We start from the raw sequence: 12,460 nt of genomic DNA, 5'->3' as shown, positions 1-12,460 counted from the left end.
CGGGAGAAGGGGTCGGATCCGAAGCGCGGGCCGGCCCTTTGCGAGGCGACGCGACCTTCCTCGACCCTCGCCGCACCCCTGTCAATCCATGTTTCGCGGCGTAACCTGTTACAAAATATGAAACGACATATTGACGTTCCGATCCGTCGGCGTCAGTTGGCCGTTCAGCGCCCTCGCCATGCCCGTCGGAGCCTCGCTTCATGACTACTGAAAACGACGCTCCTCCCCTTCCGCCGCCATCCTGCCCGCCGATCATCGGGGACGCCGCGCCGAATTTTAGGGCCCGCACCACCCTGGGCCCTCGCACCCTCGCGTCCTACCGGGGCCGCTGGCTGATGTTCTTCTCGCACCCGGCCGATTTCACCCCGGTCTGCACCAGCGAGTTCGTCGCCTTCGCCGAGGCCCATGCGGCGTTCCAGGCGCTCGATTGCGATCTCCTGGCCCTCTCCGTCGACAGCCTGTCCTCGCATCTCGCCTGGGTCCACAGTATCGCGCAACGCTTCGGCGTCGCGATCCCGTTTCCCATCGTCGAGGACCCGACGATGGGCATCGCGCGAGCCTACGGGATGCTGCCTTCGGGTGCGACCTCCAGCGCCACGGTGCGGACGACCTTCGTCATCGACCCGGACGGCATCGTGCGCGCCCTCGTCGCCTATCCGCTCAGCGTCGGGCGTAGCGTGGCCGAACTCCTGCGGCTGGTGAAGGCGCTCCAGACCTGCGATGCGGCGGAGGTCTCGACGCCGGAGGGGTGGCAGCCCGGCGAGCCGGTCCTGGCCAATCCGCCGGTCACCGCCGACGGCCTCGCGGAAGCCGGAGCGAACGGAACCGATTGGTACTATCGACTGGGCAGCGCCTGATGGGCCCCGGCACCGACGAGGCGAACGCCGCCCGGATCGCGGATCTGCTCAAGGTGGCGGCCAATCCCAACCGGCTGCGCATCCTGTATCTGCTCGCCGAAGGCGAATGCGCGGTCTCGGAGATCGAGCAGCGGCTCGGCATCCGCCAGCCGACCCTGTCGCAGCAGCTCGGCGAGTTGCGCAACGCCGAGGTCGTGGCCACCCGGCGCGAGCACAAGGTCGTCTTCTACAGCCTGAGCGATCCGCGGATGCGCGCCCTGCTGGAGGCGCTCGACGACATCCTGATCGCCGAGCGCCCACGGCGGGCCCCGTCCCGTTCTCCGGACGCGCGGCTGCGCGCCCTCGGGCAGGCCGCCCAATTCGCGAAGATCGGCGACGAGCCCTGAGCGCAGGCCCCTCGCCGGAGGCCGCTACCGCCCCGACGACCGGGTTAGGGCCTGCGGGAAGCGGCCCCAGCTTTCCGCGGGGGGCTCAGGCCGCCCGCCTGCCGGCTCCCTGCGGCCCGGGACGAGGCGTTGCCATCCACTCGCGACCCTTCAGCATCGCCTTCCAGTATATCGGCGGCAGCATTCGCTCCTTGAGGAGCCAGGCCATGTGGCTGGGCTTCGTCCCGTCGATGAGCCAGGCCGGAAAGCTCGGCAGCAGCTTGCCGCCATAGCCGAACTCGGCGAGCAGGATCTTACCGCGCTCGACCGTCAACGGGCACGAGCCGTAGCCGTCGTAGGCGACCTCGTCTCCGCGCAGGTATCCCATGTCGAGGAGCAGGTTGTGGGCCACCACGGGAGCCTGCTTGCGGGCCGCCGCGGCGGTCTTGGCGTTCGGGGCATTGGTGACGTCGCCGAGTGCGTAGATCCCGGGATGGCGCGCGTGGCGCAGGCTCGCCGGATCGACCTCGACCCAGCCGCCGGCATCGGCGAGCGGTGAGGCCCTCACGAAGTCCGGTGCCCGCTGCGGGGGAACGACGTGGATCATGTCGAAGTCGGTCTCGACCGTCTCGGTTCCGCCATCGCCGGTCGTGCGGGTGAACCAGGCGCGACGGCCCGGGCCGTCGATCCGCGTCAGCCTGTGCTGGAAATGGAGCTGCGCGTCGTAGCGCCTGACATATTCCATCAACGGCGCGACGTAGTCCTTGACGCCGAACAGGACCGCGCCCGCATTGTAGAACGCGATGTCGATGTCTTTCAGTCGTCCCCGGCGCAGCCAGTGATCGGCGGACAGATACATCGCCTTCTGCGGCGCGCCCGCGCACTTGATCGGCATCGGCGGCTGCGTGAACACGGCGCGGCCGGTGCGCAGGTTCTGCACCAGATCCCAGGTATAGGGAGCAAGATCGTAGCGGTAGTTCGAGGTCACGCCGTTCCGCCCGAGCGTCTCGGGGAGGCCCTCGATGCCCGACCAGTCGAGACTGAGGCCCGGCGCCACGACGAGGCGGTCGTAGCGGACCACCCGGCAGCCCTCCAGGACGACGGCCTTGCGCTCCGGCTCGAAAGCCGCCACGGCCGCCTTGATCCAGCGCACGCCCGCCGGGATCAGCGAGGCCATGGTCCTGGCCGTCTCGGCCGGCGAGAAGATGCCGCCGCCGACCATCGTCCAGCCCGGCTGGTAGTAATGCATGTCGGCGGGGTCGATCAGCGCGATGTCGAGGTCGGGCTTGCGCGCCTTGAGGCTCGCCGCCACCGCGATGCCGCCGGCCCCGCCACCGACGACGACGACGCTGTGGAAGAGGTCGGCGGCGTCCCCGGGGGCCCGGCCGCCCGTGGCGACGCGCCGGACCGCTCCGGTCATGTCGTAGCCCGCCGCCTCGGCCGCCGAGAGGATGTCCGGCAGCGGCCGCCCGCGGGCCGCTTCGCTGAGCGACCACAGCGTCGTCGAGCGGGTGCCTGTCCGGCAATAGGCGAGAACGGGCCCGGGCAGGTCGGACAGCAGCACGCCGAAGGCGGCCGCATCGCCGTCCGAGACCTGGCCCGACACGACCGGCAGATAGCGGGCCTCGATCCCAGCTGCGCGCGCCGCCGCCTCGATCTCGGGAAAACCAGGCTGGTCCGCCCCCTCACCATCAGGCCGGTTGCAGATGACCGACCGGAACCCGGCCTGTGCCAGGGCCGCCATGTCGGCGGACCGGATCTGGCCAGCGACCGACAGGTCGGGGGCGAGACGCTTGACGTTCATCACCACGCTCCTTGATATATAAATATATATTTTGATTTCACATAATCATCAAAACGCATATTGACAACGCGGTCAAGCGGCGCGATGTGTCTGCCATCAAGCCGGTTCGGCATCATTATATATAGTTTGCAATCTATATCCTGGATGCACGGCCGTGCCTGCGTCGGGCTTCGCGGAGGAGAGACGTCCATGAGCGCATTGCCTGCCCTCCTGTCCGGCTCAGGGGTCGGCTTCACCCTCGGCATGATCGGCGGGGGCGGCTCGATCCTCGCGACGCCCCTCCTGCTCTACGCCGTCGGCGTCGCGCAGCCGCATCTCGCCATCGGCACCGGGGCGCTGGCGGTGGCCGCCAACGCCTTCCTGACGCTCGCGGGGCATGCCCGGGCCGGCAACGTGCGGTGGCGCTGCGCCCTGGTCTTCGCCCTTATCGGCATCCTCGGCGCCTTCGTCGGCTCCTCGCTCGGCAAGGCGGTGGACGGGCAGCGCCTGCTGTTCCTGTTCGCGCTCCTGATGGTCGTCGTCGGCCTTCACATGCTGCGCGGCCGGCGCGGGACGGGCAGCACCGCCGAGCCGGTCGGATGCGGGCCGGTGCCGAGCCGCACGGTGGTCGGCGTCGCCTTCGGGGTCGGGATGCTGTCGGGCTTCTTCGGCATCGGCGGCGGCTTCCTGATCGTCCCGGGCCTGGTTTTCGCCACCGGCATGCCGCTCATCACCGCGGTCGGCACCTCGCTCTTCGCTGTGGGTGCGTTCGGCCTCGCCACGGCGCTCAACTACGCCCTGTCGGGAATGGTCGACTGGGTCGTCGCCGGGCAGTTCATCGCCGGGGGGCTGGTCGGGGGCTTTCTCGGCATGCGGCTCGCCAACCGGCTCGCCGGCTTCAAGGGCGTTCTCAACACGGTGTTCGCCACCGTCATCTTCGCGGTTGCCGGATACATGCTCTACCGCAACGCCGGCGCCTTCGCGGCGACGCCGTGACCGGGAACGCGGCCAGGCAGTCGGTGCCACGCCTGGTCGGGCTCCTCCCCGGCACCGTTCGAGAGCCCATGATGAACGTCAATATCGGAACCCTGGACCGCATCCTCCGCCTAGTCGCCGGCCTCCTGCTCGCTGGGATCGGCGCAGCCATGGCCTCTGGCGGATGGGCGATCGCCGCCTTGGCCATCGGCGCCGTGATGATCCTGACCGCTGTCGTCGGGTTCTGTCCCGCCTATACGCTGCTCGGTATCGACACGCGCAGCCGCCGCCCTCGCGCCTCCTGATCAACGCCTCTCGCATTCGGAGACATGCCATGTCTGCCTCGACCCAGTCCGAGCCGATCATCCGCGCCTTCTTTGACGAGCCCACCAACACGGTGAGCTACATCGTCGCCGACCCCGAGACCCGGCAGGCCGCCTTCATCGATCCCGTGCTCGACTACGACCACAACAGCGGCAGCGTCGATACCCGCTCGGTCGAGGCGATGCTGAAGGCTGCCGACGAGGCCGGCTACACCGTGGTCTGGACGCTCGAGACCCACGCCCATGCCGATCACCTCTCGGGTTCCCCCTACGTGAAGGCGAAGACGGGTGCAAAAATCGGCATTGGCGAGCATATCCGTGAGGTCCAGAAGATATTCCGGCCGGTCTTCAACGCCGTCGACCTCAAGACCGACGGCAGCGACTTCGATCACCTCTTCGTCGATGGCGAGACCTTCGCGATCGGCAACCTCGCCGTCGAGGTGATGTACACGCCGGGCCATACTCCGGCCGACATCTGCTACCGGATCGACCACCACGTCTTCGTCGGCGACACCCTGTTCATGCCCGATTTCGGCACCGCCCGGGCGGACTTTCCCGGTGGCGACGTGCATGCGCTCTACCGCTCGATCCGTCGCCTGCTGTCGCTGCCGCCCGAGACGGTCCTTCACATGTGCCACGACTACAAGGCGCCCGGGCGGGACGCCTATGCCTGGGAGACGACGGTGGCCGCGCAACGGGCCGGCAATGTCCACGTCAAAGAGGGTGTGAGCGAGGAGGCGTTCACGGCGATGCGCACAGCACGCGACGCCACCCTGGCCGCGCCCCGGCTGCTGCTCCCCTCGATCCAGGTCAACATCCGGGCCGGCAAGTTCCCGCCCGCCGAGGCCAATGGCGTGCGCTACCTCACCATCCCCGTTACCCTAAGAGGTGGCGCAGGCATCGGCCTGTGATGGCGGAGGCTCCCTCGGGAAGAGCTTCGCAAATTACAGGATGCGAATGCCGCCACTTACGTTTCGCCGGGCCTATGGGGCCCATGGCCGGGGGGGGGGCGGGCCCGGCGGCCGCCGCGGGCCGGACGGGCCGCCGCAGGGTGGCAGGAAGGGCCGCGATCGCGGCCCCTGCGGGCGCGGTGGTGGTGGCGGGGTAGGCCCTGGGTGCCGTGATGGCCCCGCCCCGATCGAGGGGGCGGCCGCATGGCCGGGGTCGGGCGTCGCCTCGGCCGTCCACCACGTGCCCCGCTACATCACCTCCCCCGGGTTCGAGGTCGCCGCCCTGCGCTGGCTCACTCCCGTGGCACCGTGGCGTCGGCATCTGTTAGCCCGTCGAGGGTGCGACCCGACCCGTCACGCGTTCTAGATTAAAGCCAGGGCGGAGAGCAGGGCCCACCAAGCGACCTGGAAGGCGATGTGGAGGGCCTGGTCCTGGTTGTAGGTCGGGAGGCCCGCGCACTTGGCGGCATCGATCCCGGCATGGGCGACGACCCCACCGGGGAGGTTTCCGTAAGCGTTGCGGTGATGCCCTGCGTCAGCAGGAGGTTGCGCCAGTTGGACACGAGGATCCGGTTCTGCGCCAGGCCGACGTCGCCGGGACGGCGGATCTGGGGACCGTCGCCCATCTCATATTTGAGGACGATGCTCTGGGACGGCTTCGTGTAGAAGTCGGCCGAGACCACGTCGCCAATTCTGGTCAAGGCGCGGGTGTAGCCGAAGGCCCGCGACATCCATGGCGTCGGGTTCGAGAAGGCTCGGTCGATCCCCGAGGTCGCACCCACGGAAGCGCTCTTGGCGACCTCGGAGGCAGTCCAAGCGCAGGCGCGGCGGTAGCGGTCGAGGGACGCCTCGGAGACGAAGGCTTGCTCCCAGGCGGCGACGGCGTCGCAGATGTCGCTGACGAGGTCGATGCTCATGGGGTCGAGGCTAGGCTCGGCCCCGTCACCGCTTCCAGGCCACGGCCCAAACGAAGGACCCCCCGCCTTGCGACGAGGGGTCCGCGATGTGGTGCATCGGTCCGGGAGGACGGTTCCCAGTATAGCAGACCCGATGCGAGAGACAAGGAACGACGGTTCCGAAAGGAGGGAAAGACGAGAAACGACAGAGGGTTAGACGGTCCAGAAGGAGGAACCGGCGAGCCCAGGAGAGGGAGGTCGAGGCTGGCGGCTCCGAAGGAGCCACACCAAGGAAGGTCGAGGCAGGCGGTTCCGAAGGAGCCACACCAGGAGAGGTCGGCGGGTCGGAGAGGGAGAGCACAACCAGGGACCGGCGGGGAGGCGGGGACGAGGGAGGAAGGAAAGAGCGAGGCGGCGGGGAGAGAGGGACCCGGACCCCTCTGCGAGGGGACCGGAGGAGGGCGGGGCCCTCCATATGTGGGGAAAATCGGACATTCGTCGTTGTCTAAGAAGAGCTTAGCTTGTTGACGGTGCGGGTCAGAACCTCGCTCATGATCGCCTCTACGCGACCCCCCTGAGACGCGCCCACCATAAAGCTGTCGTGGACGGGCAGGCACGCGATCCCCGCCTTCTCGCAGGCTCCCAAGACCGCCACCGCCATGTCGCTATCGACGCGCATGCAGTCGATGCCACGGTCCGAGCCGATGTCCTTGGCGATCGTCCTGTTCCGCCTCTGCACCGCCTTCAGGACACCCCAGGTGTAGTCCAGGCTCTGCCCCCAGCTCGGGCTGTGGACGAGGGATGCGGCTGCCTCGTGGAGCGTGCGGGCGTTCAGGGCCACGTTCAGGGCGAGCTTGCCGTGCTGGCGCGGATAGAGCCCGGTCTCGTAGGGGTCGTGCCGAAGCCTCTCCCCTCTCATGGCGTAGAGCAGTGTCGGGTGAAGGGCCATGAAGTCCGGCTCGATGATGGCTTCGCCGTTTATGCGGCACTCGGCCCGGCGGGCCTTCGGTAGCTGCTGCCACCATCCGTACAGGCGGCCGCCCTTGTCCGCGCGTCCCCGGCTGAAGATGCGGACGACATCGTTGACGGGCTCAGGCGTGAGGCTCGCCCACCCTTTCCCCGTCTTCTCGCTCCTGGCCCGAACGGTGTGCGTCCCGTGCTCCCAGCCGTCGCCGGTGCCGAGCGTGAGCTTCGATCCCCCGAGGTAGGCGTTGATGCGGTCGACTTGAGCTCGCATCCGCCCCAGCGCCTGCGTCTCGGGGAGCGTCACCGGGCGACCGTCGTTGCCTCGCACGAGGAGGTGGCATGGCCTGCGGACGTAATCGAACCGCGCGGCATGAAATGCGTGGCGCAGGTCGGGTGTGGCCCGGAACCGGCTCTGGCGCGGATCCTTTGCGAGGTGCGAGCCGGGCGCGGCACGCTCCTCCTCCAGGAGGCCGAGGCGGGTGCCCTCGGCGACGGCGGCGGTCACGCGCGCATAGGTATATGGCAGGCCCTGGTACCGCGTCTGCCCCTCGTAGAAGCCCTTCCGCCGCGAGTACGAGATCCACCAGCTATCGGGAGCGTCCGAATTTTCGTAAGCCGCGATACAGGCGGCGGCCAGGACCGAGCGCCTCGCCTGATCGTAGAGCTTGTCAGCCGTGTCGGGGACGCCGGCGGCGTAGAGAAGGTTCGCCGGTACACCCCAGCGGAAATCGAGCGCGCGATCGCGCGGCTGTTCGATGTCGATCATGTCCTCACCGGAGTTCTCGCGCGCTCCGGGCACCACACCGACGCGCGCAAGAACCAGCGTCCCGTGGCGCGTTGCTTCTGTCCAGCGAGATCTACGCTCGCCAGTATGCTGGATTGGCCTCCAACTCTTGAGTTTTACTTGGGTGCTAGGGGGTGGCTTTCACAGGCCGCAAGAACCACGGTTTCAACCACGCCAGAGGGGTCACTCGCGCCCCGTTGGCACTTTCCTCCATTGAGCGGGTCATGGGCTCAGGAGCGGCTCTAATGCGGTCCTTGGCGGGCCAGGTTTTCCACTGCGGCGGATAGCGCAGGCGCGCGCGGGCGCCCGGCGACCGGTGAATGAGTGGTTACCTCGGCGAATCGGTCCCCGTCCCATTTCGGGATTCCCCTGACCGCAAGGGGAACGACCTCGGCCTGCAGGCCTCCCCAAATCGGTCGACCCGCCTGAGGCTCTCCTGACCACCACCAGGAGATCCCGCCGTGTCCGCAGTCCCCGCCGTCAAGCCGGCCACGCCCCCTCCGCCCTGCTGCGAGCACGATCACTCCGGCGGCGTGCGGGCGCGCGTCACGCTCCATGCCATCCGGCGGTATGGGGATCGGATCTTGGGGCTTGAGGAGCTGATGGAGGGCCTGGACGACCACGACGCCGTGGACCTCATGGCAGCACAGGGCATCCCGATCGGCGAGATCCGCGCCTGGCTCGCCTTCTAAGGCGGCGTAGGGGTCCGGCGCCGTGCGATCGGCGTCTGCAGGGATGGGGTCGGGCTCGTGCTCCAGGATCGCGCCGTGGTCACGGTCGTCTCGAAGCGCGGGGAGCGCCGCCGGTGACGGACGCCTCCATCCTCGACCAAGTCGTCCGCCTGCGCGCCGCCGGCCTGACGCAGGCCGCGATCGCCGGGCTCGTCGGGATCGCACAGCCCCGGGTATCCGAGGTCCTGGCGAAGGCCGGGCGCGCCGGCCGCTTGCCCGACGCCGATCGGGCGCTGAGGGACGCGTCGATCCTGCGCTACCGGGACGAGGGCCTGACGCAAGCCCAGATCGGGGCGAGGGTCGGGTTGGGGCAACCCCGGGTCGGCGCTGTGCTGCGCCGGGCGGATGCCGCGCGACGCAAGGCGCAGGAGCAGCGGGCCAGGGCATGCGTGGCTCGGCACGGAGCCAGTGCGGAGGACATCCTCGACGCCTGGTGGGACGGCCTGGGCCAGTACGACCTTCACCTGCTCAGCGGTCGATCTGAAGCCGCGATCCGGCAGATTGTGCGGCGGGCCCGGCGTCGAGGGGATCCGCGCGCGGTGATGCGGGACAGCGCCTCTCGCGCGGCGGCCGCCCGCGCCCCGTGACCTGGAACGCGTGACGGGCGCGGGTCGAGGCTTCGAGCGTCCGGCCGCGCCAGGCGGCCCTGCCCGCAGGCCTCCCGTGTACCGCGCTACCGCCGACTTCCGAACGCTCCACGACGCCGGCGTCATCGCCGGCGTGGCGCTCGATCCTCCCGCCGAGCTGAAGGCGAAGCAGGACGCCGCCCACGATGCGGGGGGCGCCGCGTGACACGCCTCGGCTTCCCCTTCCAGGGCCACCACGAGCGCCGAGAGGCCGAGTGGGTCGGGGCCCTGGTGCTCCTCGGCGTCGCCGCGGCCCTGCTGTCGCCGGGGCCGACGTTCTCGCGCCCGACCTTCGATCCCTTCGCCGCCGTCGCCCCCGAGGGGACGTGGGGCGCCGCCCTCATGGGCATCGCCGTGGTCCGGATGGTCGGCCTCTGGGTCAACGGCAGCAAGAGGCACAGCCCGCTGCTCCGCTTCGTCACGGCCGCCGTCGGCGCGGCCATGTGGGGCTGGATCACCGTGCTCCTCTGGCACGACGGCTACCCCGGCGTGAACACGGGCTGCGGGGCCTACGGGGTCCTCTGCCTCGTCGACGGGTACTGCGCGTTCCGGGCGATCTGGGACCAGGGCCGGAACGACCAGCGCGCCGCCAACATCCGGAGGGCTACGGCGTGACCGACTGGCTCTCCTTCGTCGTCGGCTTGCCGGCCGAGTACCTGAAAACCGCCGGGACCGTGATGGGCGGCGCCTTCCTCGCAGTCGGCACGTACGTCCTTGCTCGGATCCGTGAGGCTCGCCGCGGCCCCGATCCGGTGCTGGCCATGCCGCGCATCGCCCTCGACCCGGCCGACCGGGACCTCGGGTTCACGCTCGTCCGGACCGCGACCGACCTGACGAGGGCGCTCAACGACCATGCCGACGCGCTGGCCAACCTGCCGGGCGGCGGCACGCCCCCGGCCGCTCCCCCGCACCACCGCAACCGCCGGAGCCGGCCATGAAGCGCCCCAAGCTTGTCTCGAACCCGAAGCGCGTCGCCAAGCATAGCAGGGTCGTCTGGCTGTCCGGCGCCGGCTTCGCCTTCTCCGCGCTCCAGGCCGGCATGGCCTGCCTCGCCAGCGACCCGCCGTTCGGGCCGGTGCCGTTCGCCGTGGCGACCGCCGTCGTCTCGCTCGCCGCGGCGGTCCTGCCCTTCCTCGCCAACGCTGCCACCACCGGGGACCAGGCCTGATGTTCGGCTTCCTCAAGAGGCCGGCCGCGCCGGCGCCCGCGACCCCGGCCCGCGCCGCCTCGAAGCCGGCGTCCCGCCTCAAGCGCTCGGCGGCGGCCGCGGCCCTCTGCACCGGCCTAGTCGGCGGGTTCGAGGGCCTGCGCACCGCCGCCTACCCGGACCCGGCGACGGGTCGCGAACCCTGGACGGTCTGCTACGGCGAGACGGACGGCGTCCGCCCAGGTGACCGCTACACGGTCGCCCAGTGCAAGGCGATGCTGGCCGCGAGCCTGGAGGGGTACGCCCTGAAGCTGGAGGCCTGCGTCACCCGGCCGATGGCCGACGAGACCTACGCGGCGTTCTTGTCCCTGAGCTACAACATCGGGTCCGGCGGCTTCTGCAAGTCGTCGGTCGCCCGGCTCTGGAACGCCGGCGAGCCCCGCGCCGCCTGCGACGCGATGCTGAAGTTCAACCGTGCCGCCGGCGTCACGATGCCGGGCCTGACCCGGCGCCGGACGCAAGAGCGCGCCCTCTGCCTCAAGGGGATCTGAGCGTGCTCGATCTCCTCGTCGCCCTCCTGTGGACGCCCCTCGGCCTTGGGGCGCTGGTCGCTGCCGGGGCCGCGATCGCGGCCCTCGTCTACCTGCCGCGGCTCGCCCTGCCGATCGCCGCAGTGGCGGTGGCCCTCACCGGTGCGGCCTACGTCGGCCACGTCCGCACCGAGCTCGATGCCGCCCGGCGCGAGCGGGACGAGGCCCGGGCCGATGCCGCCGGCAAGGCGCGCGCGATCGAAGCTCTGGAGAGCGTGTCCCGAAACCAGGACAGGCGCGAGGCCCGCAGCCGCGAGACCCGGCGCCGGATCCAAGCCGCGCCCGCCGGCGACGACGGGCCGGTCGCGCCGGTCCTTCGCGACGTCCTGGAGGGCGGCCGGTGATCCGCCTCCTCGCCGCGGCCTCGCTCGCCGCCTGCCTCGCCGGGTGCCAGACCGTCGGCTCGCCGACCGTCCCGGCCTCGCTCCTGACCTGCGCCGACGCGCCGGCCTGGCGCCGCGGCGGGACGCAGCGCGACGTCGCCGGGTTCATCGCCGACCTGCGGGACGCCCACGCGGACTGCCGGGACAGGCTCGGCGCGGTGCGCGGTCTCGTCGGGACCCGCCCATGACGCCCGAGGTCCTGGCGTTGCTGGCCGTCGCCTGCCTCGTCCCGCCCGCCGAGCCGGCCCGGCCTGACCCCGCGCTCGGGGCCGCGATCGCGGCCCTTCATGCCGCGCCCGTCCCCGCGGCCCCGACCCGGGCCGATGTCGCCGCGGCCATCGCCGCCGTCGCCCCATCCCGTCGGAGATCCCGCCCGTGACCGTCACCTTCGCCGCCTGGTGCCTGCCGCTCGCCGCGAGCCTCATCCTGTTCGCCTGGGCGCTCCTGCGGTGAGCCCCGAGGCGCAGGCGGTCGTCGCGGCCGCGGCCGCCCTCGTCGAGGGACGAAGGCGCTTCCTCGGCCTGCCCGCCGGTCGGGAGCTCCCGGGCTCGTGGGAGGCCCGCCTCGAAGCGGCCCTCGCGGCGCTCAGGGCGTGCGAATCGGTCGAAATCCACCCGTCGCGGGAGCGCGGGGCGTGAGCGTCGGGGACGAGGCCTACCTCCGGACGCTGGCAGGCCTCCTGCGGGACGGGATCCTCGCGGACTTGGTGCCCGTCTACGGACCGGCGGACGTCACCAGGTGGCCGCCGCCCGGGCCGCGTCCGCCGACCGTGAGCCCCGCCTCGACGGGATCTGACCTCCCCGCGGGGCCGGATCCACGCCGGCCCCGCCCCTGCATCGAAACGATACCGAAGCCGCGTTCGATTGCATCAAGCGGAAAACATGAGCAATTCCAACGGCGGCCCCAGGATGCCATCCCCCGAGGCCGAGGCGATCGCCTCCCTTGGGCAGGCGATGTACGGCTCAAGGTGGCAGGCCGAGCTCGCGGCCGACATTGGGGAGAACGTCCGCACGGTCCGGTTCTGGCTCGCCGGCGAGCGCACCCCGCCGGCGATCGCCCTGAAGCGCACCAGGCTCGCGGCGCA

The 12,460-nt window shown here is 70.6% G+C and carries 18 protein-coding genes; 15 read left to right on the top strand and 3 right to left on the bottom strand.

What is annotated here, in order from left to right; translation table 11 throughout:
* Positions 1–200 precede the first annotated feature (200 nt).
* Together HPY23_RS16435 and HPY23_RS16430 are read left to right on the top strand one after the other, a co-directional pair.
* Entirely contained in the window at positions 201–857 is a 657-nt protein-coding gene (locus tag HPY23_RS16435; protein ID WP_200601465.1) for a peroxiredoxin, read from the top strand.
* Complete coding sequence (locus HPY23_RS16430; protein ID WP_200601466.1) at positions 857–1,243, top strand: ArsR/SmtB family transcription factor; 387 nt, start codon at positions 857–859, stop codon at positions 1,241–1,243. Before HPY23_RS16435 ends, HPY23_RS16430 begins: the two co-directional genes overlap by 1 nt.
* 85 nt (positions 1,244–1,328) lie before the next feature.
* On the opposite strand, the gene HPY23_RS16425 is transcribed toward HPY23_RS16430, so the two are convergent.
* Positions 1,329–3,026 carry a bifunctional protein tyrosine phosphatase family protein/NAD(P)/FAD-dependent oxidoreductase gene (locus HPY23_RS16425; RefSeq protein WP_200601467.1) on the bottom strand — a complete coding sequence of 566 codons (1,698 nt, stop codon included), beginning with the start codon at positions 3,024–3,026 and terminating at the stop codon, positions 1,329–1,331.
* 189 nt (positions 3,027–3,215) lie between these two features.
* On the opposite strand from HPY23_RS16425, the gene HPY23_RS16420 reads away from it, so the two are divergent.
* The 3 genes from HPY23_RS16420 to HPY23_RS16410 all read left to right on the top strand — a co-directional run bounded on the left by HPY23_RS16420 (position 3,216) and on the right by HPY23_RS16410 (position 5,214).
* A complete protein-coding gene (locus tag HPY23_RS16420) occupies positions 3,216–4,001 on the top strand; it encodes a sulfite exporter TauE/SafE family protein (protein ID WP_200601468.1) in 786 nt (261 codons plus the stop codon).
* Between the two features lie 68 nt (positions 4,002–4,069).
* Positions 4,070–4,285 carry a YgaP family membrane protein gene (locus tag HPY23_RS16415; RefSeq protein ID WP_329618814.1) on the top strand — a complete coding sequence of 72 codons (216 nt, stop codon included), beginning with the start codon at positions 4,070–4,072 and terminating at the stop codon, positions 4,283–4,285.
* Between the two features lie 29 nt (positions 4,286–4,314).
* Complete coding sequence (locus HPY23_RS16410) at positions 4,315–5,214, top strand: MBL fold metallo-hydrolase (RefSeq protein WP_200601469.1); 900 nt, start codon at positions 4,315–4,317, stop codon at positions 5,212–5,214.
* A 407-nt stretch (positions 5,215–5,621) separates the two neighbouring features.
* On the opposite strand, the gene HPY23_RS16405 is transcribed toward HPY23_RS16410, so the two are convergent.
* Positions 5,622–6,170, bottom strand: coding sequence for a hypothetical protein (locus tag HPY23_RS16405; RefSeq protein ID WP_200601470.1), 549 nt, complete (start codon positions 6,168–6,170; stop codon positions 5,622–5,624).
* Positions 6,171–6,654: 484 nt separating this feature from the next.
* A complete protein-coding gene (locus HPY23_RS16400; protein WP_200601471.1) occupies positions 6,655–7,881 on the bottom strand; it encodes a hypothetical protein in 1,227 nt (408 codons plus the stop codon).
* Positions 7,882–8,360: 479 nt separating this feature from the next.
* Here HPY23_RS16400 and HPY23_RS16395 point away from each other — a divergent pair, with 479 nt between their 5' ends.
* From HPY23_RS16395 to HPY23_RS16355, 10 genes are all read left to right on the top strand, one after another.
* Complete coding sequence (locus tag HPY23_RS16395) at positions 8,361–8,591, top strand: hypothetical protein (protein WP_200601472.1); 231 nt, start codon at positions 8,361–8,363, stop codon at positions 8,589–8,591.
* 113 nt (positions 8,592–8,704) lie between these two features.
* Positions 8,705–9,217, top strand: coding sequence for a hypothetical protein (locus HPY23_RS16390; protein WP_200601473.1), 513 nt, complete (start codon positions 8,705–8,707; stop codon positions 9,215–9,217).
* A 76-nt stretch (positions 9,218–9,293) separates the two neighbouring features.
* Positions 9,294–9,422: a hypothetical protein gene (locus HPY23_RS33600; RefSeq protein WP_268926632.1), complete on the top strand. Its 129-nt coding sequence runs from the start codon at positions 9,294–9,296 to the stop codon at positions 9,420–9,422.
* A complete protein-coding gene (locus tag HPY23_RS16385) occupies positions 9,419–9,871 on the top strand; it encodes a hypothetical protein (protein WP_200601474.1) in 453 nt (150 codons plus the stop codon). The genes HPY23_RS33600 and HPY23_RS16385 overlap by 4 nt, the downstream gene beginning before the upstream one ends.
* Complete coding sequence (locus HPY23_RS16380; protein ID WP_200601475.1) at positions 9,868–10,194, top strand: hypothetical protein; 327 nt, start codon at positions 9,868–9,870, stop codon at positions 10,192–10,194. The genes HPY23_RS16385 and HPY23_RS16380 overlap by 4 nt, the downstream gene beginning before the upstream one ends.
* Positions 10,191–10,424, top strand: a complete 234-nt coding sequence (locus tag HPY23_RS16375) for a hypothetical protein (RefSeq protein WP_200601476.1) — start codon at positions 10,191–10,193, stop codon at positions 10,422–10,424. Before HPY23_RS16380 ends, HPY23_RS16375 begins: the two co-directional genes overlap by 4 nt.
* Positions 10,424–10,954, top strand: a complete 531-nt coding sequence (locus tag HPY23_RS16370; RefSeq protein ID WP_236012450.1) for a lysozyme — start codon at positions 10,424–10,426, stop codon at positions 10,952–10,954. Before HPY23_RS16375 ends, HPY23_RS16370 begins: the two co-directional genes overlap by 1 nt.
* Before the next feature lie 2 nt (positions 10,955–10,956).
* Positions 10,957–11,337: a hypothetical protein gene (locus tag HPY23_RS16365; RefSeq protein ID WP_200601477.1), complete on the top strand. Its 381-nt coding sequence runs from the start codon at positions 10,957–10,959 to the stop codon at positions 11,335–11,337.
* Positions 11,334–11,564 (top strand): hypothetical protein, encoded by a 231-nt coding sequence (locus tag HPY23_RS16360; protein WP_200601478.1) that lies wholly within the window; start codon positions 11,334–11,336, stop codon positions 11,562–11,564. Before HPY23_RS16365 ends, HPY23_RS16360 begins: the two co-directional genes overlap by 4 nt.
* A gap of 693 nt (positions 11,565–12,257) precedes the next feature.
* Positions 12,258–12,460: helix-turn-helix domain-containing protein (locus tag HPY23_RS16355; RefSeq protein WP_478219417.1), on the top strand; the 203-nt coding region annotated here is incomplete at its 3' end.

The sequence above is a fragment of the Methylobacterium ajmalii genome (assembly GCF_016613415.1).
In the GTDB taxonomy this organism is placed as follows: domain Bacteria; phylum Pseudomonadota; class Alphaproteobacteria; order Rhizobiales; family Beijerinckiaceae; genus Methylobacterium; species Methylobacterium ajmalii.
This window is presented reverse-complemented; position numbering and strand designations above follow the sequence as displayed.

Excerpts from the sequence above, each read along its gene's own strand:
- HPY23_RS16435 (WP_200601465.1), top strand. The coding sequence starts at position 201 with ATGACTACTGAAAACGACGCTCCTCCCCTTCCGCCGCCATCCTGCCCG.
- HPY23_RS16430 (WP_200601466.1), top strand. The coding sequence starts at position 857 with ATGGGCCCCGGCACCGACGAGGCGAACGCCGCCCGGATCGCGGATCTG.
- HPY23_RS16425 (WP_200601467.1), bottom strand. The coding sequence starts at position 3,026 with ATGAACGTCAAGCGTCTCGCCCCCGACCTGTCGGTCGCTGGCCAGATC.
- HPY23_RS16420 (WP_200601468.1), top strand. The coding sequence starts at position 3,216 with ATGAGCGCATTGCCTGCCCTCCTGTCCGGCTCAGGGGTCGGCTTCACC.
- HPY23_RS16415 (WP_329618814.1), top strand. The coding sequence starts at position 4,070 with ATGATGAACGTCAATATCGGAACCCTGGACCGCATCCTCCGCCTAGTC.
- HPY23_RS16410 (WP_200601469.1), top strand. The coding sequence starts at position 4,315 with ATGTCTGCCTCGACCCAGTCCGAGCCGATCATCCGCGCCTTCTTTGAC.
- HPY23_RS16405 (WP_200601470.1), bottom strand. The coding sequence starts at position 6,170 with ATGAGCATCGACCTCGTCAGCGACATCTGCGACGCCGTCGCCGCCTGG.
- HPY23_RS16400 (WP_200601471.1), bottom strand. The coding sequence starts at position 7,881 with ATGATCGACATCGAACAGCCGCGCGATCGCGCGCTCGATTTCCGCTGG.
- HPY23_RS16375 (WP_200601476.1), top strand. The coding sequence starts at position 10,191 with ATGAAGCGCCCCAAGCTTGTCTCGAACCCGAAGCGCGTCGCCAAGCAT.
- HPY23_RS16370 (WP_236012450.1), top strand. The coding sequence starts at position 10,424 with ATGTTCGGCTTCCTCAAGAGGCCGGCCGCGCCGGCGCCCGCGACCCCG.